Below are 23,952 nucleotides of genomic sequence, written 5' to 3' on the forward strand. Positions count from 1 at the left end.
CGTTCATTTCTTCAGGCAGTATTCCGAGAGGTCATCTTCCGATGCGTCAACCGTCCGTCATATCGCGCCGCGTGGCAGCGGCCGCCGCAGTAATCGTCGTGGCTGCGGGTGCCGCGGCCTGCGGACCCCAGGACAGCAAGGACAGCGACGGCAACACCGGCGCGGCGGGCACGTCCCACAAGGGCGGCACACTCACCGTCCTCAACAGCAAACCGCAGTCCGACTTCGACCCCGCTCGCCTCTACACCTCCGGCGGCGGCAACGTCCCGTCCCTCGTCTTCCGTACGCTCACCACCCGCAACCGGGAGGACGGCGCGGCCGGCGCGAAGGTCGTCCCCGACCTGGCGACCGACCTGGGCAGGCCCAGCAAGAACGCCACCGTGTGGACGTACACGCTCAAGAACGGTCTGAAGTACGAGGACGGCACCGCGATCACGAGTGCCGACATCAAGTACGGCATCGAGCGCTCCTTCGCCGCCGAACTCTCCGGCGGCGCGCCCTACCTGCGGGACTGGCTGATCGGCGGGGCCGACTACCAGGGCCCGTACAAGGACAAGAAGGGCCTCGACTCGATCGAGACGCCCGACGCGAAGACGATCGTCTTCCACCTCAACAAGCCGGAGGGCGAATTCCCCTTCCTGGCCACGCAGACCCAGACGACCCCGGTGCCGAAGGCCAAGGACAAGGGCACCAAGTACGAGGAGCACCCGATCTCCTCGGGGCCGTACAAGGTCGTCAGGAACGAGGGGGACGGAGAGCGCCTCGTCCTGGAGCGCAACCCGCACTGGTCGGCGGCGACCGACGAGGAGCGCAAGGCCTACCCCGACCGGATCGACGTCCGCTCCGGGCTGGACTCCGCCGTCATCAACCAGCGCCTGTCCGCGTCGCGGGGCGCCGACGCCGCCGCCGTCACCACCGACACCAATCTCGGCCCGTCCGAGCTCGCCAAGATCACCGGCGACAAGAAGCTCGCCGCCCGTGTCGGCACCGGCCACTTCGGCTACACCAACTACATCGCCTTCAACCCGAAGGTGAAGCCCTTCGACGATCCGAAGGTGCGTCAGGCGATCGCGTACGCCGTCGACCGCTCCTCCGTGGTCAACGCGGCCGGCGGCTCCTCGCTCGCCGAGCCCGCCACCACCTTCCTCCCCGACCAGAAGGCCTTCGGCCACACCCCGTACGACCACTTCCCGGCAGGGAGGTCCGGCAACGCGGCCAAGGCCAGGGAACTGCTGAAGGAGGCCGGCTACCCGGGCGGGCTGACCGTCACCCTCACGCACTCCAACGAAAAGGACTTCGCCACCGGCCCGGAGATCGCCACCGCGCTCCAGGAAGCGCTGAAGAAGGCGGGCATCACGGTCGAGCTCCAGGGCCTGGAGAGCAACGACTACTCCGACACGGTCTACAACGTGAAGAGCGAGCCCGGCTTCTTCCTCGGCGGCTGGGGCGCCGACTGGCCGTCCGGCGGTCCGTTCTTCGCACCGGTCTTCGACGGACGCCAGATCGTCAAGGCCGGCTACAACTTCAACTCCGCCCAGCTGAACGACCCCGCGGTCAACAAGGAGATCGACGAGATCAACAAGCTGACCGACCTGAGCGCAGCCGCGAAGCGCTGGGGCGCGCTGGACGAGAAGGTCGGCGAGCAGGCGCTCACCGTGCCGCTGTTCCACCCGGTCTACAAGCGCCTGTACGGCGAGTCCGTCAAGAACGTCGTCATCAGTGACTGGACCGGTGTGCTCGACATCTCGCAGGTCGCGGTCAAGTGACCACGGCCGAAGCACTGCCGGCCGAGGAGGCGGGGGCCGTCGAGGCCCCCGCCTCCGGGGCCCATCCGTTCTGGCGACGGCTGCGCAAGCGGCGCTCGGCCCTCGTGGCGGCCGTCGTCGTCGCCCTGCTGGTCCTGGTCGCACTGGCCGCGCCGCTGCTGGCGGCCATCGAGGGCCAGGACCCCACCACCTACCACCCGGATCTCGTCGACTCCGCCACCGGCGGGGTACCGCTCGGCTCCTTCGGCGGGATCAGCGCCGAGCACTGGCTCGGCGTCGAACCGCTCACCGGACGCGACCTGTTCGCCCGCGTCGTGTACGGCGCACGCGTCTCGCTCGGCGTCGCGCTCGCCGCCACCCTGCTCCAAGTGGTCATCGGGGTCGGCATCGGTTTCGCGGCCGGGCTCGGCAACCGTCTCGTCGACCAGGTGCTCAGCCGGGTCACCGACGTCGTGGTCGCGCTGCCCGTGATGGTGATCGCGCTCGGCGCGCTCGCCGTCGTCCCCAGGAGCTTCCCGCGCCCGGTCCTGATCGCCGTGATCATCGGCCTGGTCGGCTGGTCCGGCATCTCGAAGATCGTGCGCGCCCGGACGCTCGCGCTGAAATCGCTCGACCATGTCGCCGCCGCCCGGCTCAGCGGGTGGAACTCCTGGCAGATCGCCGGACGCGAACTGCTGCCCGCGCTCGCCGCGCCCGTCATCACGTACGCCGTGCTGCTCTTCCCGGCCGACATCGTCGTCGAAGCGGCGCTGTCCTTCCTCGGTGTCGGCATCAAGCCGCCCACACCGTCCTGGGGACAGATGCTCAGCGACGCGGACACCTGGTACCAGGCCGCCCCCACCTATCTGCTGATCCCCGCCCTGCTGCTGTTCGTCACCGTGCTGGCGCTGACCGTCCTCGGCGAGGGCGTACGCACCGCACTCGACCCGCGCGCCGAGTCCCGGCTGCGGGTCGGCACCGGACGGAAGAAGGAGGCCGACGCATGAGGTGGTTCCTGCTCAGGCGCCTCGGCGGTGCGCTCTTCGTGCTGCTCGCGCTGAGCGTCGTCGTCTACGCGGCCTTCTACGTCGCCCCGGGCGACGTCGCGCAGATCGCCTGCGGTCCGCGCTGCTCGCCCGCGCAGGTGGCGCAGGTCAGCGAACAGCTGAACCTGGGCGACCCGTTGTACGTGCAGTACGCGCACTTCCTCCAGGGGCTCTTCGTCGGACGCGACTACTCGACCGGGACCGGGGTGCTGCACTGCCAGGCCCCCTGCCTGGGGCTCTCGTACCAGAGCGACCAGCAGGTCACCGAGCTGATCCTGGCCAAGCTCCCGGCCACCGCCTCGCTCGCCCTCGGCGCGTTCGTGCTGTGGATGCTGCTCGGCGTCGGGACCGGGCTGCTCTCGGTGTGGCGGCGCGGCCGGCCGACCGAGCGCATCCTCACCGGGATCACCCTGGCCGGCATGGCGACGCCGGTCTTCGTCATCGGGCTGCTGCTGATCATCATCCTGGTCACGGCGCTCCAGATCCTGCCGTTCCCCGACTACGTGCCGCTCACCGAGAACCCGGAGCAGTGGGCCTGGAACCTGCTGCTGCCCTGGATCTCGCTGGCGCTGGTCTCCGCGGCCCCGTACGCCCGGATGACCCGCGCCTCGATGCTGGAGACCCTGGCCGAGGACCACGTGCGCACCTTCAGGGCGTACGGGGTCGGCGAACGGGCGCTCGTGGGGCGGCACGCGCTGCGCGGTGCGCTGGCGCCGGTGATCGCGCTCGGCGCACTGGACATCGGATCGATGTTCGGCGGCGCCGTACTCACCGAATCGCTCTTCGGGATTCCGGGGGTCGGCCGCGAACTCGTGGACGCCGTGAAGCACGTGGACCTTCCGGTGGTCGTCGGTCTGGTGCTCGTCACCGGCTTCTTCGTCGTCCTCGCCAATGCCGTCGCGGACATCCTGCAGGCGACGGCCGACCGAAGGGTGGTGCTGGCATGAGCCTGGTCGAGGTCTCCGATCTCTCGATCTCGTTCGGTGATGTGCGGGCGGTGGAGAAGCTGTCGTTCTCGCTGGAGGCCGGTGGCGCGCTCGGCGTCGTCGGCGAGTCCGGCTCCGGCAAGAGCGCCTCGGCGTACGCCCTGCTCGGACTGCACCGGGGGACCGGAGCCAGGGTCGGCGGTTCGATCCGGGTCGCCGGGGTGGATGTGACCGCGGCGGACGACGCGGAACTGCGGGCCCTGCGGGGCGCGAAGGCCGCCATGGTCTTCCAGGATCCGTTGTCCTCGCTGGACCCGTACTACGCGGTGGGCGACCAGATCGCCCAGGTGTACCGGGTGCACAACCGGGTCTCCCGGCGGGCGGCGCGGGCCCGGGCCGTCGAGGTGCTGGACCGGGTCGGGATTCCCGACGCGGCACGGCGCTCCCGTTCCCGGCCGCACGAGTTCTCCGGTGGGATGCGGCAGCGGGCGCTGATCGCCATGGCCCTTGCCTGCGAGCCCCAGCTGCTGATCGCCGACGAGCCGACGACCGCCCTGGACGTCACCGTCCAGGCGCAGATCCTGGACCTGCTGCACCGGCTGCGGCACGAGACGGGTATGGGGCTGCTGCTGGTCACGCACGACGTGGGCGTGGCGGCCGAATCGGTCGACGAGGTGCTGGTCATGCAGTCGGGACGGGCGGTGGAACGGGGTCCGGTGGGCGAGGTGCTCGTGGCGCCGCGCGAACCGTACACACGGGCGCTGCTGGCGGCGGTGCCGAGAGTGGCGGAGCCGAGGGTCCGGGACCGCCCGGAGGCCGCCGAGGAGAGCCCGGCACCCGCGGACGGCGAGGTGCTCGTCGAAGCCGTCGACGTGCGGCAGGTGTTCGGCAGGGGCACGTCCGCCCTCGCCGCCGTCGACGGTGTCTCGCTCACCGTCCGCCGCGGTGAGACCCTCGGCGTCGTCGGCGAGAGCGGCAGCGGGAAGACCACCCTCGGGCGGATGCTCGTCGGACTGCTGGAGCCCACCTCGGGGCTCCTGACCCGCCGGGCGCGGGTGCAGATGGTCTTCCAGGACCCCGTCTCCTCGCTCAACCCGCGCCGCTCGATAGGTGAGTCGGTCGCCGATCCGCTGCGGGCGGCCGGGGAGCGCGACGAGGCCGTGATCCGGGCACGGGTGCGGGACCTGCTGGAGCGGGTCGGGCTCGACCCCGCGCAGTACGACCGCTATCCGCACGAGTTCAGCGGCGGCCAGCGCCAGCGCGTCGGGATCGCGCGGGCGCTGGCCGCCGAGCCGGAGCTGATCGTCTGTGACGAGGCCGTCTCCGCGCTCGACGTCACCACCCAGGCCCAGGTGACCGCCCTGCTGGCGCAGTTGCAGCGGGAGCTCGGTCTGGCGCTGGTCTTCATCGCACACGACCTCGCCGTCGTGCGGCAGGTCAGCGACCGGGTCGCCGTCATGCGACGGGGCCGGATCGTCGAGGAGGGCGAGGTGGACCGGGTGTACCAGGACCCCCGGGACCCGTACACCAAGCAGCTCCTGGCCGCCGTTCCCGCGCTGGACCCGGCGCTCGCGGCGGTCCGCCGCGCAGCCCGCAAGGAGCTGGCCGCAACCTGACTCCCCGTAACCGATCGCTCCCATAGCGCGACTGAACGTCGCTGGAGCGGGAAAGTTACGACGGTTCACCCCTTTCGGTGGCGCGACGGACAACCGTCCGTCGCGCCACCGGCGTATCCGCTTACGGTCGTCCCGCTGTGAGTCGCCGTCCCGACGGCGGCCGCCACAAGGGAGATCGGGGGTGTACTCGTGCGGATCGGACTCCTCACCGACGGTGGTTACCCGTATGCGACCGGTGAGACCGGGCTCTGGTGCGACCGTCTGGTGCGCGGGCTCGCGCAACACGAGTTCGATCTCTTCGCGCTCGGTCACTGGGCCGAACAGGAGGCACGGGGCCGGGTCCCGCTCCCGACACAGGTCGGCCGGGTGCGCACGGCACCGCTGTGGACGGCCGACGTGGACACCCCGGGCGGCCGCGTCCCCAAGGGGCTGCTCGCCCGGTTGGTGACGGGCGGGGGCGCTCGCCCGTACGGACGGCGCGAACGGCAGCGGTTCACGGCGCACTACACGGCTCTCGTGACCGCTGTCTGCGCGGCGGGTGCGCCGGGTGCGCCGGGTGGTGACGAAGCCGCGGGCACGACCGCGGGCTCCGGTGAACGCGCCGACGAGGGGCGCGGGGCCGTCGGTGTCGCGGACACGCGGTTCGCCGAGGGCCTGTACGGACTCGCCGAACTGGCTCGCGAGCACGGGGGGCTGCCCGCCGCACTCCGCTCCGAGGCCGCCCTGCGCGTACTCGAATCCGCCTGCCGCGCCCCGGGCACCGGACGCATCGTCCGGACCGCCGCCGTCCCCGACCTCCTCGTCCTCGCCCGGGAGATCGACCGGGTGCTGCGCCCGCTCTCCCTCGACTGGTACGACGAGGAGAGCCTAGGGGCGGTCGACCTCTGCCACGCCACGTCGGGCGGGGCCGCGGCCCTGCCGGGACTGCTGGCCAAACGCTTCTTCGGGGTTCCGCTGCTGGTCACCGAGCACGGCGTGAGGCTGCGGGAGCACTACCTCGCCATCAGCGACTCACCCCTGAGCGCGCCGGTACGCGCCCTGCTCGCCGGCTTCCACGGGCGGCTGGCCGGCGAGGTGTACCGGCAGGCCGCGATCGTCACCCCGGGCGACACCCACGCCCGCCACTGGCAGGAACGGTGCGGTGCCGCACGCGAGAAGCTGCGTACCGTCCACGCCGGCATGGAGTCCGGCCGGTTCGCGGCGCTGGGGGAGAGCGGCGACAGCGGTCCCGACGACACGCTGGTGTGGGTCGGCCGGATCGAGCCCGCCAAGGACCTGATCGCGCTGCTGCACGCCTTCGCGGAAGTACGGAAGGCCGAACCGGACGCCCGGCTGCGGATCATCGGCGCGGCGGCGCAGGGCCCGGACGGCGCCGGATACCTCGCGCACTGCCGGGCGCTCGCCGCCCAGTTGTTCCCCGACGAGGCCACGGACGCACACGCCGTCGGCGACAACCCGGTCTCCTTCGAGGACATCGGTGGAGCCGAGGTGCGGGATCTGCCGGAGGCCTATGCGGCGGGTGGGGTCGTCGTCCTGTCCAGTGTGGTCGAAGGCTTCCCCACCGGTCTGGTCGAAGCGATGTTCTGCGGACGGGCCACGGTGTCGACGGACGTCGGCGCGGTGGTCGAAGTCATCGGCGGTACCGGGCTGGTGGTGCCCCCGCGCAATCCCAAGGCGCTCGCGGACGCCTGCCTGGCGCTGCTGCGCGATCCCGAGCGCCGCGCGCGGCTCGGAGCGGCGGCGCGCGCCCGCGCGATCGAACTCTTCACCGTCGAGCAGAACCTCGCGGCATTCCGCGGCATGTACCTGGAGCTGATCTCGCGCGCCCCGGTGCACAGGGAGGCCGACGCGGTGGACGCCGACGGCGAACCGCGCCCGTTCGCCACCCCGCCGGAGGCGCAGGTCCAGGGCCCGTGGACGGCCATTGCCCCGGCGGCCGCGGCCGACCGCACACCCGGCTGGGCCGTCGGGCCCAGCGCCGTCTGCGCCGGGGCGCGGGGAGCGGGTGGCGGCGATGTGTGAACAGGAACAGGGGACGGCCGGTCCGGGCCGCGGCGGCGCCCCCGGACGGTCCGGCGCAGTCGGCGACGATCACGGAGGAATCACCATGGGCCGCCCGACCGGGGTGTCCGACGCACCCGCCGCACCAGCAGCGGGCGGAAGCTGGGACCTCCGCTCCCGGGCCCTGGTCTCCGAGTCCGTCGCGCCCGACGAGGCCGTCGTCGCGGAGGAAGTCGCCGGGGACGATGTCGCCGGGGGGCCGGCTGCCGCAGCGCAGTCCGTCGACGTGCCGGGTGCCGGAGAACGGCCCGCCGGAGAGGAGAGCTCCGGTGGGCAGCCCACCGGAGAACCGGAGGCCGGAGAGCAGGCGGCCGCCCCTCGCGCCCCCGAGATCGCGAGCGCCGCTCCGGTACGCAGGCCCGGCGCTTCGCGCCGCGGTCCCGCCGACCCCGTGAAAACGCTGATGCACCGCCATCGCGCGCTGTGCGAGCGGGCCGTCGATCCGCTGGAGATCGCCGCCGGGCTCGAAGCCCATGGCGTCACCGACCGGGCCGCCGCCCGCTACCGGCACCGCGATGTCTTCTCGCTCGCCGAGGAGCTCTTCGCCCGGGTACCCGCCGTCACGGGGGAGCCCGCAACAGGGCTCCGCGCGCCGGAGCGTGACACCGAAACACGCGCCGTCTGGACGCTCCGCGCGTTGGTACCGGGCGCTGCCTGCCTCGCGACCGCCGGAACGCTGAGGCTCACGGAGGGTGCTCTCGGCGGCCGGGGACGGCTGGTGATCACCCTCATAGGAGCGGTTGTCGCACTCATCGGTCTCGTCCTCAGCCTGCGCAGCGGCCCCCTGCACGCCGGGAAGGGCTCCTCGGGCACCGCCCATGTCTACGGTTGCTGGCTCCTCGGCTACGTCCTCTACGGCGACGCGCTGCTCGACCAGGTCCTCAGCGGCGGCCCCGAAGGCCCCTGGACGATCACCCCCGCACCGCTGCTGGGGCTGGCACTCTCCGTCGCCCCGGCCGCCTGGTGCGCGCACCTCTTCTCCGCCCACGCGCACCGCAGACTCAACGGCAGTCGTGCGCTGGAGGAGTTCGCCGCAGGCGTGCGCCCCCTGCTGCTCGGGGCCGTCGTGCTCCACCTGGGCGCCCTCGCCGGGCTGTTGTACCTCGCCCATCTGGGACACGGGGGCGGCGGCTCCTTCGTCGGGGCGGCCGCGCTCGGGGTGCTGCTCCTGCTGGCCCGGCTGCTGAGCGTCCACGGCCTCCCCGGGCACGCCGCCGCCGGACTCGCCGCCGCCTGTGCCGCAGAAGCCCTGGCTCCCGCCCTGGTGCTGGCCGGGCGGCTGCCCGGTCTGCACTTCCTCGCCCGCCCCGTCGACGTCCTCGTCGCGGCGGCGGGCACCGGAGCCGTACCCGCCGTCGCCTGTGGCGCAGCCGCGCTCGGACTGCTGATCACCGCCACCGTCGTCCTCTGCCGGGCGTCCGTCCACACCCCGGCCCACTCCGGCGACGAAACCCGCACCACCGCGTAACCACGCGACCGGAGCCGCACCACCCGAACACCCCGCGGAGCCGACGCCGCGGGTCCTTTTCCCCGTACCGCACCTCACTTCCTCAAGGAGACACCGGACATGACCCCCCAATCCCCCGCACCGGCAGCCGGCCGTCGGCACCAAGGGGGCGCACGATGAGGGTGCTGCTGCTCGGAGCCAACGGATTCCTCGGCCGTTTCGTGGCCGACCGCCTGCTCGCCGACCCCGCCGTGCACCTCACGGCGCTCGGCCGCGGCGACGACGCCGACGTACGGTTCGACCTCGCCGGCGGCAGCCCCGGCGCGCTGACCCGCTTCCTGGACGCCGTCCACCCCGGAGTCGTCGTCAACTGCGCCGGTGCCACCCGGGGCGGGGCCCGCGATCTGACCCGCCACAACACCGTCGCCGTCGCCACCGTCTGCGAGGCGATGCGGCGCAGCGGCTGTACGGCCCGGCTCGTCCAGGTCGGCTGTTCCTCGGAGTACGGGCCCTCGCAGCCCGGCTCGTCGACCGCGGAGGACGCGATTCCGCGCCCCGGCGGCCCGTACGGCGTCAGCAAGCTCGCCGCCACCGAGCTCGTCCTCGGTTCCGGCCTCGACGCGGTGGTGCTGCGGGTCTTCTCCCCGGTCGGCCCCGGCACCCCGGCCGGCTCCCCACTCGGCAGGCTCGCCGAGGCGATGCGCCGGGCCATGCAGTCCGGCGACGGCGAGCTGAAGCTCAGTGGCCTCGGCGTGCAGCGCGACTTCGTCGACGTACGCGACGTCGCGCGCGCCGTGCACGCCGCCTCGCTCTCCGCCGCGCAGGGCGTCGTCAACATCGGCACCGGCCGTGCCGTGCGGCTGAGGGACGCGGCCGCCGTCCTCGCCAGGGTCGCCGGATACGCGGGCGCGCTCCACGAGCTCGACTCGCCCCCGCCCCGGCTGCCCATCGGAGCCCCGCGCACCTCGACCGAGTCGGTCATCGAGCACCTCTCGGCGACCCCGTCCCCCTACCCCGACGGCTGCGGCGCCTGGCAGCAGGCCGACGTGCGCACCGCCAGGGACCGGCTCGGCTGGCGCCCCCGGATCAATCTGGAGGAGTCCCTCGCCGACATCTGGATGGAGGCGGCGTGCCGTATCTGACCCCCACCGGCACCGTCCGCCGGACCAGTGGCGCCGAACAGCTCGGCTTCGGCGTCCCCGGATACGCGCATCCGCTGCTCGCCCCGACCGAGTGGGCCGAGCTGGTCCGCCCCGGCACCCCGCTGCACTGGGCGGTCCTCGACATCGACTCCGGCCCCGGAGCCCGCCCCGACCCGCACTGTCTGGAGGCCGCGGGCCGGCTCCGCAACGCACGGGAGCGGGCGGTGCACGGCGATGTCCCGCAGGACTCCGTGCGTGCGGCGGGCGGGCGGCTGCTCGGCCATCTCGATCTGGCCTTCGGCAGCCGCCCGTTCGGGGAGCTGATCGCCGACGCGCAGTCCTTCCTCGACTGGTACCGCGTCGACGGCTTCTATCTCGGCCGGTGCCCGGCCGAGCGGGCCGGACTCCCGGCGGTCCGCCGTCTCACCAGCACACTCGCCACGCTCCTCGAACACGGCGACCGCGGCGAGGGGATCGGTCCGCTGGTGCTGGGGCTGGGCACCCACCCCCACCCGGGCTATGCCGAGGCCGCCGATCAACTGGTCACCTTCTCCGGCCGCTGGACCGACTACCGCTGGTCGCAGGTGGCGGAGTGGACCGCCGCCTATCCGCCGGAGCGGTTCGCGCACTTCGTTCACGGGGTTCCGCGCACCCACCTCGAAGAGGCCATGCGTATCGCCCGCTGGCAGGGCGCGGGCACCATCTTCTTCACGGACCGGGACGATCGACACGGACAAACGGACCCATTCGCGGCGCTGCCCAGCTACTGGGACGAAATCGTCTCGCGGATCGGACCTGGTATCTCGGAATGAGAAGGGGCGTGGCAGTGTTACCGGAAGAACAACCGTACGTAGATGAAGTACGTAGAAACCGACCACCTGCATTGTTGAGGTTCCTGTGTCGCTGCCACCCCTGGTCGAGCCAGCTGCTGAGCTCACCGTCGACGAGGTCCGCAGGTACTCCCGCCACCTGATCATCCCGGATGTCGGGATGGACGGGCAGAAGCGGCTGAAGAACGCGAAGGTGCTCTGTGTCGGCGCGGGCGGTCTCGGTTCGCCGGCCCTGATGTACCTGGCCGCCGCCGGTGTCGGAACGCTCGGCATCGTGGAGTTCGACGAGGTCGACGAGTCGAACCTGCAGCGCCAGATCATCCACAGCCAGGCGGACATCGGCCGCTCCAAGGCCGAATCCGCCAAGGACTCGGTGCTGGGCATCAACCCGTACGTGAACGTGGTCCTGCACGAGGAGCGGCTCGAAGCCGACAACGTGATGGACATCTTCGCGCAGTACGACCTGATCGTGGACGGCACGGACAACTTCGCCACCCGCTATCTGGTCAACGACGCGGCGGTACTGCTGAACAAGCCGTACATCTGGGGCTCGATCTACCGGTTCGACGGCCAGGCGTCCGTCTTCTGGTCCGAGCACGGCCCCTGCTACCGCTGCCTCTACCCGGAGCCGCCCCCGCCGGGCATGGTCCCCTCCTGCGCCGAGGGCGGCGTGCTCGGGGTGCTCTGCGCCTCGGTCGGCTCCATCCAGGTCACCGAGGCCATCAAGCTGCTCGCCGGCATCGGTGACCCGCTGGTCGGCCGGCTGATGATCTACGACGCCCTGGAAATGCAGTACCGCCAGGTCAAGGTTCGCAAGGACCCCGACTGCGCGGTCTGCGGCGAGAACCCGACCGTCACCGAGCTCATCGACTACGAGGCCTTCTGCGGCGTCGTGTCCGAGGAGGCCCAGGAGGCGGCGCTCGGCTCCACGATCACTCCCAAGCAGCTCAAGGAGTGGATCGACGCGGACGAGAAGATCGAGATCATCGACGTCCGTGAGCCGAACGAGTTCGAGATCGTCTCGATCCCCGGCGCCAGGCTGATCCCGAAGAACGAGTTCCTGATGGGCAACGCCCTCCAGGACCTCCCGCAGGACAAGCGCATCGTCCTGCACTGCAAGACCGGTGTCCGCAGCGCCGAGGTCCTCGCGGTCCTCAAGTCGGCGGGTTTCGCCGACGCGGTGCACGTGGGCGGCGGCGTGATCGGCTGGGTCAACCAGATCGAGCCCGAGAAGCCGGTGTACTGAACGACTGCCGTACCGGCACACACCTGCCGAAGGGGCCGGCCCGCGCGCTGCGGACCGGCCCCTTGGACGTGTGCACATCGTGCGTCACGAGCAGGTCTTGTACACACCGTGCGTCACGAGCAGGTCTTGTACACATCGTGCGTCACGAGCAGGTCTTGCCGTCCGCCGGAACCTTCCCGTCCAGGAAGTACGCGTCCACGGTCGCCGTCACGCACGCGCTCTCGCCGTACGAGCCGTGCCCCTCGCCCTTGTTGGTGAGCATGATGCCGACGCCCCTGCCCAGCTCGTCCGCCATCCTCCGGGCGCCTTCGTAGGGCGTCGCCGGGTCGCCGGTCGTACCGACGACCAGGATCGGACCGGCGCCGGGGGCGCTCGCCTCCGGATGGTCGTGCTCGCCCTTCACCGGCCACTGTGCGCACCAGCCGGCCGTGTCCCATGCCAGAAAGGGGCCGAACACCGGGGACAGTTTCCGGAACTCGGGCAGCAGGGCCCGTGCTTCGGCCGCCGTCGGCCGGAGCCTGCTGTCCGCGCAGGAGATGGCGCGCTGCGAGTGGTTCTGGGTGTCGTAGTGCCCCTTCTCGTCGCGGCCGTTGTACCCGTCGGCCAGTTGCAGCAGCATGGTGCCGGTGCCGCTCTTCTCGGCCTCGTCCAGTGCCCGGGTCAGATACGGCCAGCTGCTCTTGGAGTAGAGCGGCATGACGATGCCGGTGAGGGCCAGCGACTCGTTGAGCTCACGGCCCGAGCCGGTCGGCAGCGGCTTCTTGTCGATCCGTTCCAGCAGCCGGGCGATGCGCTGCGTTCCGCTCTTCGGGTCCTGGCCGCGGTCCTTGAGGTAGTTCTCCAGTGCCCGCTGGAATCCGGTCGCCTGGTTGCGCGCGTGCCCGACCGCGTCCGCGGTCGGGTCGACGACGGCGTCCAGGACGGTCCGGCCGACGTGTTCGGGGAAGAGATGGGCGTAGGTGCCGCCGAGTTCCGTTCCGTAGGAGATGCCGAAGTAGTTGAGCTTCTTCTCGTCCAGCACCTGACGGATCAGATCCATGTCCCGGGCCGCGTTGGCCGTACCGACGTACGGCAGTACCTTGCCGGAGCGGCGTTCGCAGCCGGCGCCGAAGTCCGCGCCGTCCTTCATGAACGCCGCCTCCTCCGCCGGCGTGTCCGGGGTCATGTCGACCTTCCGGTTGGCGTCCTCCGTCTCCTTGTCGGTACGGCAGTTGACCCCCGCGCTGGCCGCGACCCCGCGCGGGTCGAAACTCACCAGGTCGTAGCGGGTGTTGAGCTTGCTGTACGAGTCGGCGAGCCGCGGCAGTATCGAGACTCCCGAACCGCCGGGGCCGCCGAAGTTGAACAGCATCGCGCCGAGGCGCCGGGCCTCGCCCCGGGCGTTCTTGCGGATCACCGCGATCCCGATGGTGTCGCCGTCCGGCTTCGTGTAGTCCAGCGGTACCTCGACCGTGGCGCACTGCCAGTCGTCACCGGGTTCGCTGCCGCCCGCAGGGGCCTTGCAGCTGTTCCAGTCCACCTGCTGGGAGGTGAGGGCCGTCGGCAGCCGGGGTGAGCCCGGCCGCCCGTCCGGCGTGGCGGACGAACCGCCGGACACGGACGCCGCGCCGGTGTCCGTCCGGTCGGCCGGTTTGTCGTCCGTGCTGCTGTCACAGCCCGCGAGCAGGCCTGTCAGCAGAAGTGCGGCGCCGGCCAGAGCCCCGGCGCGTGCGTGTCCGACCACGTGTGCGTCCTCCCCGATGTGCGGGTTCACAACGACGTACAGAAAGTGCGTCCATGCTAAGGCTCTCCCGTCACCCCTCGTGGCCGCACGACGACAGGTACGGCACCTCGCCGCGTGTCGGAACGTCCGCATGCGTCCGATCTGCGGACGCCCCCCGTCCTGCGGTGCACCGCATCCGACGCCGCGCGCCGATCCACCAGGGACTACGGGACGCCCTTGGGCCGTGTGCGGTGTGGAGCCGGGACACCGCCACCGCGCCGGAGGACTTCGCCTTCGATCAAGCCCTCCGCGTCGACGACGCTCGTGACCGATGCATCCAGGGCGTCTCGGGCCGGTTGCTCATCTGCAGACGGTGCCGGCCGCCGGAACCGTACCGTCGAGCAGATAGGCGCCCACGGTTCTCTGCACACACGCGTTGCCGCTGTTGTACGCGCCGTGCCCCTGGCCCTCGTACGTCAGCTCCACCCCCACACCCTTGCCCAGCGCGTCGGCCATCGCCTTCGCTCCCTCGTACGGGGTCGCCGGGTCACCGGTGTTGCCGATGACGACGATGGGGGGTGCGCCGGGGGCGCCGACGTCCGGGGTGTCCCAGGCGCCCGCCACCGGCCAGCCGGTGCAGGTCATCAGGCCCCAGCCCAGATAGTCGCCGAAGAGCGACGAGGCGGCCCGGAACTTCGGAAGTCTCGTCTTGGTCTGATCCGCGGTGAAGCGTTGTTTGGAGTCGGCGCAGCTGATGGCGGTGTTGGCAGCCATCGAGTTGTCGTAGCGACCGTTCTCGGAACGGCCGTTCAGCGAGTCGGCGAGGGCGAGGAGCAGCGCGCCGTTCCCGCCGTCGGCCTCGTCGACGCCCTGTTCCAGCAGCGGCCAGGTCTCCTTGGAGTAGAGGGCGGCCGCGATGCCGGTGGTGGCCAGGGTCTGCGTCAGCTGCCGGGACCCGAGCCCCGGGATCGACTTCTTCTCCAGCCTGGCGAGAAGCTCGGAGATCCCCTGCTCGACCTCCTTCCCGGTGGCTCCGGGGAGCTTGCAGGCGTCGCCGCGGGCCGCGCAGTCCTTGGTGAAGTTGTCCAGCGCGAGCTGGAACCCCCTGGCCTGGCCGAGTGAGGCCTGCTCGTAGTTCTGGGTCGGGTTCACCACCCCGTCCAGCACCGACCTGCCGACGTTCTTCGGGAACAAGTTGGCGTACACGCCGCCCAGTTCGGTGCCGTAGGAGATGCCGAAGTAGTACAGCTTCTTGTCGCCGAGCACCTGACGCATCAGGTCCATGTCGCGGGCGGCGTTGGTGGTGCCGACGTAGGGGAGTTCCTTGCCGGAGTTCTTCTTGCAGGCCAACGCGTACATCTTGGTGTCCTTGACGAAGGAATTCACCTCGGCGACGGTGTCCGGAGTGCCGTCGCTCTCGTAGCGGACATCGAGTTGCTGGTCGGTCTCGCACTCCACGCCCGCGCTGCGGCCGACCCCGCGCGGGTCGAAGCTGACCAGGTCGTAGCGGGAGCGAAGCTTCTCGTAGTCGGTGCCGAAGGCGGGCAGGGTGGCCACACCGGAGGCGCCGGGGCCGCCGAAGTTGAAGATGAGGGAGCCGATCCGCTTGGCCGGGTTCCTGGCCCTGGCCCGGATGAGTGCCAGCTCGATGGTCTCGCCGTGCGGCTTCGCGTAGTCGCGCGGCACCCTCATGAAGGAGCACTCCCAGGGGGGTCCGCCAGGCAGCGGCGTCGGCACGTTCCCACTGCCCTGTGCTGGGGACGGGGCAGGGCACGGCTTCCAGGTGAGCTTCTGGGAGGCGAGGTCGCCGGAGGTGCTCGCGTCGGCGGCGTTCTCCGCGAGGGGAGAGCTCCGGGGCCCGTCCGGGCCGTCCTTGTTGCCGCTCTCCGAGCAGGCGGTGAGGGGAAGGAGCACGGTGACGGCGGCGGCGAGAGCGGCGGCACGCAGGGCGGGAGAGGTCCTCATGGCCCCATCGTGCGGCGGGAACCGGACCGGTGCACGGGGCACGGTCCAAGCGGGTGGCGGGTCTCTCGCCCGATCGGCCGACCGGTCTTGCGGATGTCAGAGACCGGCCCTGCGAACGTCCGGCCGGGGTCGGGGAGGCGGGCCGGGCTGGTGTACGGCGGGGCAGGGCTCACGGATGTCCGGCCGGGCTCGCGTCCGGCGGGCCGGTGCCCCGGACGAGCCGTCCGGCCGCCGGGGGGCCGTCAGAGCTCGCCCTTGCGGGTCAGATGGTTGAAGCAGAGCCAGCCGGGCAGCACCGGCAGCCACAGCGTCAGCAGCCGGTAGAGCAGAACGGCCGGTGCCGCGACCTCCTTCGGCAGGCCGACCGCGATCAGCCCCAGCGTCAGCGCGCCCTCGACCGCGCCCATTCCGCCCGGTGTGGGCGCCGCCGACCCCAGCGCGTTGCCGGCCAGGAAGACCACCGCGATGCTCGCGTAACTGAGCCGCGGCACATCCGGACCGCTGAACGCCCGGACCGAGGCGTCCAGACACATCACGAACACGCCGGTCAGCAGCAGCATCCCGCCGATGCCCGTCAGCAGCTTCTGCGGGCGCTGCACCACGTCGAGCATGCGCGGCACGACACCGGCGAACAGCGACCGCACCCGTGTCACCACGAACTTCCGCAGGAACGGAACCGCCGTCACCACCAGCACCAGCACCGCGACCGTCAGCAGCCCGGCGATCACCGTCCTGGACGGGGTGAGCGAGGACGGGGTCTTCTCCGTACCGGTCAGATAGCCGAACGCGGCCAGCAGCAGAATGTGGCAGCCGAGACCGAACAGCTGCGAGGCGCCGACACTCGCCACGGCGAGCCCCGGACGCACTCCCGCACGCTGCAGGAAGCGTGTGTTCAGTGCCACGCCGCCGACCGCGGCCGGGGCGACGAGCTTCACGAAGGAGCCGGCGACCTGTGCCAGCACGGTCTTGCCGAACGGCACCCGTTCCGGGACGAAGCCCAGCAGGCTCATCGCCGCCGCGACGTAGCTGAGGGCCGAGAAGCCGACCGCGGCCGCCACCCAGCCCCACTCCGCCTGCTCGACGACCGCGCCGAAGTCGGCCTGGGTGACCTGCGAGATGAGGAAGTACGCGGCGATCGCGCCGGCGATGCAGCTGAACAGGGTGCGTGCCTTGATGCGCTCCAGCCGGACCGGTTCGACCGGTGCCTGCGGCCGTATCAGCAGCACCTGCTGTCGCATCTGGGAGAGCAGATCCTCTTCGCGCGCCTCTTCCAGGGCGTCGTCCATGGCCCGCTTCTCGGCCTGCTTCTGGTTGCGCAGCGACTTCCGGGCGGCCTTGCGCGCGGCCTTGTGGTCGGCCGCACGGTCGGGCCCCGTACCGGCGGCGGCCGTGTCCTGGGCCGTCCCGTGTTCGAGCGCCCTGGCGCGCTTGGCCGCGTCCGACGCTTCGAGCACCGCCTCGCGCTCGCGCTGCGCGCGTTCCCGGGCGAGCCTGCGCAGAGTCGCCCGGGTGGAGCGGCTCAGCGCGATCGGCTGGAGCAGCGGCAGACAGTCCGCGACGGCATCGGGGCCGAGCACCTCCAGCGCGCCGGCGACCGCCCGCTCGGCACCCACCCGCAGGCCGGTGGTGGTGAGCAGCTGGGCGACGTCCATCCGCAGGACCAGATCACCGGCCGCGATCTCGCCGCCGCGCAGATCGGTGACGAACACCTTGCCGGAACGGTCGACCAGGATGGCGTCCCCGGTGAGCCTGCGGTGCGCGATCCGCCGCGACTGGAGCGCCTTGACCTGGCGCCAGGCCCCGCGCACCAGCTCGTCGGTGATCTCGGAGTCCTCCAGCGCGTCGAGCGAACGGCCGCCGATGTGCTCGTACACCAGCATCACGGCGTCGGGCCCGAGCTCGGAGGTGGCGATCAGCTTGGGCGCGTTGGCCCCGGCGGCGATCGCCGCGTACGCGAGCAGCGCCTCCTGTTCCAGCGCCTGACGCAGCGACTGGATGGAGCGGCGCTGGGTGATGCCGCGCAGGGTGAGCCTGCGCCAGACCCGGTAGAAGAAGCCCTGGGCCTGTTGCTCACGGTCGACGACCGTCACGTCCAGGGGCGGCCCGTCCTCCAGGGTGACCAGATAGCGGCGCCCCCGGTCGTTCTGGTCGCCGGAGTCGGGCGTGTCCTCGGCGCGCATCGCGGTGACCGGGTGGAAGCCGACATGGCGCAGTCCGGCCATCAGGTGCTGGCCGGTCGGCCGTACGTTCGGGGAGCCGACCGCGTACAGCGTGCCGTACGCCACGGTCCAGCCGATCAGCACGGTGAGGACGATCGAGAACGGGGTCGTGTAGCCGCCGACCAGCATGGCGAACGCGTCGAGCAGCAGCACCACCCACAACACGACCCGCCAGCGCGGCCGTCTCGCCATCCCGACCGCCGTCATATAGGCGATCACGGGAGCGAGATAGCCGTGGACGGGATCGGTGAGCGCGTCACCGGGCTGCGGCTGGGTCAGGGCGTCCTGGATGGTGCCGGGTGCGGACTTGGCCACCCACAGGTCGGCGGCGAGCGTGACGCCGTGCGCGAGCACGGCGGCGAGCACGCCGTCGGCGATCCGTAGCCCGTCGCGTTTGATCAGCCGCTCGATGGCGAAGGCGACGGGAACGAGGAGCACGGCGATGCTGGAGACCAGACCGGCCATCTTGATCAGGATGTCGGGTGCCTGGCCGGTGCCCTTGTTGATGTCCTGTTCGAGGCCGGTGGTCGTGCCGTGGGCGAACGCGGCGATCGAGAACAGGACGACGATCGCCAGGACACCGATGAGGAGCCGCATGAGATCGGAGGGCCGGTGCACCCGGGCGGGGAGCAGCGGCTCGTCCCCCGAGACGCGCTCGGCCTGTTCCGCCGCGGTGGCCGAGAGCGTCGAGCCGGCCAGATGCCCGGGGAGCGCTTGCTGCCCCGCACCGGGTTTTCCCTGCCCCGCACGGGAAGTCTCCCGCTCCGTGCCGGGCTCTTCGGCGGGCGCGTCAGGGTGCGGTTCGGCATCAGGGGCGTCCGCCGCCTTCGGTGGCTGCACGCCCTGCTCCTTCGTCGCCTCTGATTGGTCTTCGTGTTCTCGTATCACCGGTCACCGCCCGCACGATGGTGGCACGGCCCGGCGACACAGGAGGGCATCAGGGTGCACTGCGCGGACACGCGAAGCGCAACATACGCTCCTTTGTCCCCGCGCGCACGCCCCGTGAAATGACGCTCTGGGATCGCGCCGGACTGTCGGTGGAGTACGGCAGGATGGGCCGGATGAGTCAACACCGGACGAGCGGCGACGGGACGAGCGGCGACCGGACGAGCGGCGACCGGACGATCTACGACCGGGCGATCGACGAAGATGCGATCGACGACGGTGCGATCGACGGCCGGGCGGTCGACGAGCTGCCCGAGTACGCGGAGCGGGTGCTCGATGTCACCGAGCTGATCCCACCGGGCCGTGTCATGACGTATGGAGATGTCGCCGAATGGCTGGGCGACGGGGGCCCGCGCCAGGTCGGCCGGGTCATGGCGCTGTACGGGGCCGCAGTGCCGTGGTGGCGCGTGGTGCGTGCCGACGGGGCACTGCTCCCCGGCCACGAACTGCGTGCGCTGGGCCACTACCGGGAGGAGAGCACCCCGCTGCGCGAGGCGTCGCGCAGCGCGGAGGGCCATCTGCCGCGGCTCGACATGAAGCGGGCACGGTGGGACGGCGTCACCGGCGGCGCGGACGCGGGCTGGGACGAGGGCGGAGGTGCTCACACCTGACAGCTTCGGCCATTCGGGGGCGCAACGGGCGGCGGCGGGCCCGACACGTGATGGGGAACACGGCGCGATACGCGGCAGCACCCGTGAGGCGAAGCGTGCCGCGGGCGCCTGCGGCACGGCGCGGAGCGGGGGTTTCCGCGGCGTGCGGCGTGCCGACGGCGCACGCGACACGGCGCGTGGAAACCGCTCCCGCGGCATGGTACGCACCGAGGGCGTCGGTGACGCGGAACGTGACGAGGCACGCAGCGGACTCGCCCCGCGGCGCGCCCCCGCTGGCGTAGCGTCGTCAGTTCGCGGCACGCGCCGCATCGTCATCACCAGCACACCCACCAGGACCGGCGAACCACGTGAGCTCCTCCTCCTTCACCCGGCACAGTCCGCACCGTCAGGCACGGCAGAGGACCGCGGGCGCGTACCGACTGGTGCGCACCCCGCCGGGCTCCGTGGCTCCCCCTCTTCTGGACGCGGCGCAACGTGCGGTGGTTGAACACCCCGGCGGCCCGCTCCTGGTGCTGGCCGGACCCGGCACCGGCAAGACGACCACGCTCGTCGAGGCGGTCGCCGCACGTGTGGCACGGGGCGGCGACCCGGCCCGCCTGCTGGTCCTCACCTTCAGCCGCAAGGCCGCCGTGGAACTGCGCGACCGGATGGCCGCCAGGCTCGGCGCCGCCCGCGGTCCGCAGGCCACCACGTTCCACTCCTTCTGTTACGCACTGGTGCGCGCCCATCAGGACGCCGACCTCTTCGCCGAACCGACGCGGCTGCTCTCCGGACCGGAGCAGGACGTCACCGTCCGCGAGCTGCTCGCAGGTCAGCTCGAACTGGAGCAGGACGGCTTCGCACACATCCGCTGGCCCGACGAGCTGCGGGCCTGTCTGACCACGCGCGGTTTCGCCGACGAGGTACGGGCGGTGCTCGCCCGCAGCCGCGAGCTGGGCCTGGGCCCGGACGCGCTGGCCGACTTCGCCCGCCGCACCGGCCGACCGGACTGGGGCGCCGCAGCCGAGTTCCTCGCCGAGTACCTGGACGTGCTGGACGCGCAGGGGGTGCTGGACTACGCGGAGCTGGTGCACCGGGCCGTGCTGCTCGCGGAGCGCCCAGAGGTCTCGGCGTCGCTGGCCGGGCGGTACGACGTGGTGTTCGTGGACGAGTACCAGGACACGGACCCGGCGCAGGTACGGCTGCTGCACGCGCTGGCCGGCAACCGGGGGAGCGGGCCGGGCGCCGGGGGCGGCCGGGACCTGGTGGCCTTCGGCGACCCGGACCAGTCGATCTACGCGTTCCGGGGCGCCGACGTGAACGGCATCCTCGACTTCCCGGAGACGTTCCGGCGGGCAGACGGCACCCCGGCCCCGGTCGGCGTCCTGACCACCTCGCGACGTTCCGGCGGACAGTTGCTGGCCGCCACCCGGCTGCTCACCCGCCGGATGCCGCTGACCCGGCTGCCCTCGGCGAAGGTCCGCGCCCACCGGGAGCTCGTCGCGGCCCGCGAGGGCGGCAACGTGGAGGCGTACACCTACCCGACCGCCTCCGCCGAGCTCGACAACATCGCCGACCTGTTGCGCCGGGCACATCTGGAGGACGGCGTCCCGTGGAACGAGATGGCGGTGCTCGTACGGGCCGGAGGCCGCACGATCCCCTCGGTGCGCCGGGCCCTGGCATCGGCGGGCGTTCCCCTGGAGATCGACGGCGACGATCTCCCCCTGCGCCATGAACCGGCTGTGGCGCCGCTCCTGACGGCCCTCCGCGCCGTCGCGACGGCGGCGCTGCACCGAGGCGCGGAGACCTCCGCGACGGAGGCCTCCGCGACAGAGACCTCTGTGGCGGACGCCCCTGTGACGGAGGCCCCAGTGACGGAGGCCTCTCTGACGGAGGCCTCTGCCCCGGAAAGCGAGGAGGTCCGTCCTGCGGTGCCGGCGGAGGTGCCGGCGGAGGCGGAGACAGGGGTCGCCGAGCAGGACCTCGGGCGGGAACCCGATCCGGCTCTTGGCCGGGCCCCCGCCCCCGAAGCGATCTCCTGGCTGGACACCGAGACCGCCCTGATCCTCCTCACCTCTCCCCTCGGCTCCATGGACGCGGCCGATCTGCGCCGGCTCGGCCGGGCCCTGCGCGACGAGGAGAGGGCCGCCGGGAACCGCGTACCGGCGCCCTCCGGCGACCTGCTGGCCCGCGCGCTCGCCGAGCCCGAACGGCTGGTCGCGCACGATCCGGCGTACGCCCGCGGCGCCCAGCGCCTCGGCGCACTTCTGCGCAAGGCGCGTGAGCTCCTCGAAGGCGGCGGTACCGCGGAAGAGGCCCTGTGGGAGCTGTGGTCCGGGACCCCATGGCCGTCGCGGCTGGAACGTGCCGCGCTGCGCGGCGGGGCGGGCGGCCGCAACGCCGACCGCGACCTCGACGCCGTCTGCGCCCTCTTCGACACCGCCGCCCGCGCCGAGGAACGCACCGGCGGGCGCGGCGCGCTCAACTTCCTGGAGGAGGTCGACGCCCAGGACATCGCGGCCGACACCCTCTCCAGGCGCGCCGTGCGTCCCGACGCCGTTCGGCTGATGACCGCACACCGGTCCAAGGGCCTGGAGTGGCGCCTGGTCGTCGTCGCGGGAGTGCAGGAGGGGCTTTGGCCGGACCTGCGCCGCCGCGGTTCGTTGCTCGAAGCGGACCGGATCGGCCGTGACGGCCTGGCCGAACCGCTCACCCCCGGCGCCCTTCTCGCAGAGGAACGCCGTCTCTTCTATGTCGCGGCGACCCGTGCCCGGGAACGTCTTGTCGTCACCGCGGTCAAGGCGCCCGCCGACGACGGCGACCAGCCGTCCCGCTTCCTCGCCGAGCTCGGCGTCGAACCGCGCGACGTCACCGGCCGGCCGCGCCGCCCTCTCGCCGTCGCCGCGCTCGTGGCCGAACTCCGTGCCACCACCGTCGACCCCGAAGCCTCCGACACCCTGCGCGAGGCAGCCGCCCGCCGCCTCGCCCGGCTCGCCGCGCTCACCGACGACGAGGGCCAGCCGCTCGTACCCGCGGCCCATCCGTATCGCTGGTGGGGCCTGTACGAGCCGACCCGCTCCACCGTTCCGCTCCGCGACCGGGACCAGCCCGTGGCCCTCTCCGGCAGCGCGCTCGACCAGCTCGCCAACACCTGCGCGCTCCAGTGGTTCCTCGGTCGCGAGGTGAAGGCGGACGCCCCCGCGACGGCCGCGCAGGGTTTCGGCAACGTCGTCCACGTACTCGCTGACGAGGTGGCGTCCGGGCGCACCCCCGCGGATCTCGCCGTCCTGATGGAGCGGCTGGACTCGGTCTGGGACGGGCTCGCCTTCGACGCCCCCTGGAAGTCCCGGCAGGAGAAGGAACAGGCCAGGGCCGCCCTGGAACGCTTCCTGCGCTGGCATGTCATGGACCGGGCCGGCCGCACCCCCGCCGCGAGCGAGCACGACTTCGACGTGACGCTGGCGGCGGGGGAGTACGAGGTGCGCATCCGCGGCTCCATGGACCGGGTGGAGGAGGACGCCGAGGGCCGGGCGTACGTCGTGGACTTCAAGACCGGCAAGCAGTCCCCGACCAAGGACGAGGTCACCCGGCATCCCCAGCTCGCCGTGTACCAGCTGGCCGTGCGGGAAGGGGCGGTCGACGAGGTCTTCGACGGCCGGCGCCCCGTGCCCGGCGGCGCCGAACTCGTACAGCTGCGCCAGCCCGCCCCGAAGAAGGAGGGTGGTGACACCCTTCCCAAGGTGCAGGCCCAGGAACCGCTCTCCGGGGAGTGGGTCTCCGATCTCCTGGCCACGGCCGCCGGCCGGGTCCTGGACGAACGCTTCACCCCCACGACCGGCCAGCACTGCACGCACTGCGCCTTCCGGGCCTCGTGCAGCGCACAGCCGGAGGGCCGCCACATCCTGGAGTGAGTCCTTCGGCGCTCCCCGGACGGCTGCGGCGACCACGACGGGGATGTCGATGCGGGCGGACCGGACCGGGCCGGTGTCCGAGCCGAGCCGTGACGTGCGAGACAGTTGTGCGCGTGGCCGAATCATGGACGTTCGACGGTGACACCGTGCCGGTGGCTCCGGACGAGGCGCTCGACGTGCTCGGACTCAGGATCGCCGAGGGGAAGCTCGAGACATGGCTGACCGGTTCGTCCGGACGCCGGCTCGCCGTCGTCAGCAATGCCGAACGCGCCATGGTGATGCTCCTCGACGGCGAGGGTGACCCGGGCGAGCATGCGGTGGACCCCGGGGCCGAAGGCTGGAGCGACGGTTTCGGGCTGTCGAACGGCCAGGACGACGAGTACCCCGACGCGGACACCGTGCCGCTGGCCGAGGCGCTCCGGATCATCCGCCACCTCCTCTCGGCGGGCACCCCGCCGGCCGACGCGGCCTGGACCGTCGACCGCTGACCGCTGACCGGACCGATCGCGGCAAGGCCTCGGGCCGGCCCGGCACATTGTCGGTGCGTCCGGTTAGCCTCGG

The 23,952-nt window shown here is 72.0% G+C and carries 15 protein-coding genes; 12 read left to right on the forward strand and 3 right to left on the reverse strand.

Features of this window, described 5'->3' with window-relative positions; all coding sequences use genetic code 11:
- Window positions 1-41: 41 nt before the first annotated feature.
- The 9 genes from ACIQCZ_RS05000 (at window position 42) to moeZ (ending at window position 12,059) form a co-directional block, all read left to right on the forward strand.
- Window positions 42-1,766 (forward strand): ABC transporter substrate-binding protein, encoded by a 1,725-nt coding sequence (locus ACIQCZ_RS05000; protein WP_402279798.1) that lies wholly within the window; start codon window positions 42-44, stop codon window positions 1,764-1,766.
- Window positions 1,763-2,752 (forward strand): ABC transporter permease, encoded by a 990-nt coding sequence (locus ACIQCZ_RS05005; protein WP_402279800.1) that lies wholly within the window; start codon window positions 1,763-1,765, stop codon window positions 2,750-2,752. The genes ACIQCZ_RS05000 and ACIQCZ_RS05005 overlap by 4 nt, the downstream gene beginning before the upstream one ends.
- Entirely contained in the window at window positions 2,749-3,738 is a 990-nt protein-coding gene (locus ACIQCZ_RS05010) for an ABC transporter permease (protein WP_402279802.1), read from the forward strand. The genes ACIQCZ_RS05005 and ACIQCZ_RS05010 overlap by 4 nt, the downstream gene beginning before the upstream one ends.
- Window positions 3,735-5,333, forward strand: a complete 1,599-nt coding sequence (locus ACIQCZ_RS05015; protein ID WP_402279803.1) for a dipeptide ABC transporter ATP-binding protein — start codon at window positions 3,735-3,737, stop codon at window positions 5,331-5,333. The genes ACIQCZ_RS05010 and ACIQCZ_RS05015 overlap by 4 nt, the downstream gene beginning before the upstream one ends.
- Window positions 5,334-5,522: 189 nt before the next feature.
- Entirely contained in the window at window positions 5,523-7,355 is a 1,833-nt protein-coding gene (locus ACIQCZ_RS05020) for a DUF3492 domain-containing protein (protein WP_402279805.1), read from the forward strand.
- Window positions 7,356-7,440: 85 nt separating this feature from the next.
- Window positions 7,441-8,862: a hypothetical protein gene (locus ACIQCZ_RS05025; protein ID WP_402279806.1), complete on the forward strand. Its 1,422-nt coding sequence runs from the start codon at window positions 7,441-7,443 to the stop codon at window positions 8,860-8,862.
- Window positions 8,863-9,017: 155 nt separating this feature from the next.
- Complete coding sequence (locus ACIQCZ_RS05030; protein WP_376217821.1) at window positions 9,018-9,983, forward strand: NAD-dependent epimerase/dehydratase family protein; 966 nt, start codon at window positions 9,018-9,020, stop codon at window positions 9,981-9,983.
- The gene (locus ACIQCZ_RS05035) at window positions 9,971-10,795 is read left to right on the forward strand and encodes a spherulation-specific family 4 protein (RefSeq protein WP_402279808.1); all 825 of its coding nucleotides are present in this window, start codon (window positions 9,971-9,973) and stop codon (window positions 10,793-10,795) included. The genes ACIQCZ_RS05030 and ACIQCZ_RS05035 overlap by 13 nt, the downstream gene beginning before the upstream one ends.
- An 85-nt stretch (window positions 10,796-10,880) precedes the next feature.
- Complete coding sequence (gene moeZ, locus ACIQCZ_RS05040; protein WP_114246509.1) at window positions 10,881-12,059, forward strand: adenylyltransferase/sulfurtransferase MoeZ; 1,179 nt, start codon at window positions 10,881-10,883, stop codon at window positions 12,057-12,059.
- 142 nt (window positions 12,060-12,201) lie between these two features.
- Here the strand turns inward: moeZ and ACIQCZ_RS05045 are convergent, their stop codons facing one another.
- From ACIQCZ_RS05045 to ACIQCZ_RS05055, 3 genes are all read right to left on the reverse strand, one after another.
- Window positions 12,202-13,782, reverse strand: coding sequence for an alpha/beta hydrolase (locus ACIQCZ_RS05045; protein WP_402279809.1), 1,581 nt, complete (start codon window positions 13,780-13,782; stop codon window positions 12,202-12,204).
- Between the two features lie 339 nt (window positions 13,783-14,121).
- Window positions 14,122-15,726 (reverse strand): alpha/beta hydrolase, encoded by a 1,605-nt coding sequence (locus ACIQCZ_RS05050; protein ID WP_402279811.1) that lies wholly within the window; start codon window positions 15,724-15,726, stop codon window positions 14,122-14,124.
- A 242-nt stretch (window positions 15,727-15,968) separates the two neighbouring features.
- On the reverse strand, window positions 15,969-18,785 hold the full coding sequence (locus ACIQCZ_RS05055; RefSeq protein WP_402279812.1) for a lysylphosphatidylglycerol synthase domain-containing protein: 2,817 nt from the start codon (window positions 18,783-18,785) through the stop codon (window positions 15,969-15,971).
- 299 nt (window positions 18,786-19,084) lie between these two features.
- Between ACIQCZ_RS05055 and ACIQCZ_RS05060 the strand changes: the two genes are divergently transcribed.
- From ACIQCZ_RS05060 to ACIQCZ_RS05070, 3 genes are all read left to right on the forward strand, one after another.
- Window positions 19,085-19,501 (forward strand): MGMT family protein, encoded by a 417-nt coding sequence (locus ACIQCZ_RS05060; RefSeq protein ID WP_402280227.1) that lies wholly within the window; start codon window positions 19,085-19,087, stop codon window positions 19,499-19,501.
- A gap of 347 nt (window positions 19,502-19,848) precedes the next feature.
- A complete protein-coding gene (locus ACIQCZ_RS05065) occupies window positions 19,849-23,391 on the forward strand; it encodes a UvrD-helicase domain-containing protein (protein WP_402279814.1) in 3,543 nt (1,180 codons plus the stop codon).
- A 113-nt stretch (window positions 23,392-23,504) separates the two neighbouring features.
- On the forward strand, window positions 23,505-23,879 hold the full coding sequence (locus tag ACIQCZ_RS05070) for a hypothetical protein (RefSeq protein ID WP_402279815.1): 375 nt from the start codon (window positions 23,505-23,507) through the stop codon (window positions 23,877-23,879).
- The last annotated feature ends 73 nt before the right edge of the window (window positions 23,880-23,952 follow it).

The organism is Streptomyces sp. NPDC093149, assembly GCF_044754145.1.
Classification (GTDB): Bacteria; Actinomycetota; Actinomycetes; order Streptomycetales; family Streptomycetaceae; genus Streptomyces.

What these genes read in the sequence shown, in the direction of transcription:
- ACIQCZ_RS05030 (WP_376217821.1), top strand. Translation starts at nt 9,018, where the DNA reads ATGAGGGTGCTGCTGCTCGGAGCCAACGGATTCCTCGGCCGTTTCGTG.
- ACIQCZ_RS05010 (WP_402279802.1), top strand. Translation starts at nt 2,749, where the DNA reads ATGAGGTGGTTCCTGCTCAGGCGCCTCGGCGGTGCGCTCTTCGTGCTG.
- ACIQCZ_RS05015 (WP_402279803.1), top strand. Translation starts at nt 3,735, where the DNA reads ATGAGCCTGGTCGAGGTCTCCGATCTCTCGATCTCGTTCGGTGATGTG.
- ACIQCZ_RS05025 (WP_402279806.1), top strand. Translation starts at nt 7,441, where the DNA reads ATGGGCCGCCCGACCGGGGTGTCCGACGCACCCGCCGCACCAGCAGCG.
- ACIQCZ_RS05000 (WP_402279798.1), top strand. Translation starts at nt 42, where the DNA reads ATGCGTCAACCGTCCGTCATATCGCGCCGCGTGGCAGCGGCCGCCGCA.
- ACIQCZ_RS05050 (WP_402279811.1), bottom strand. Translation starts at nt 15,726, where the DNA reads ATGAGGACCTCTCCCGCCCTGCGTGCCGCCGCTCTCGCCGCCGCCGTC.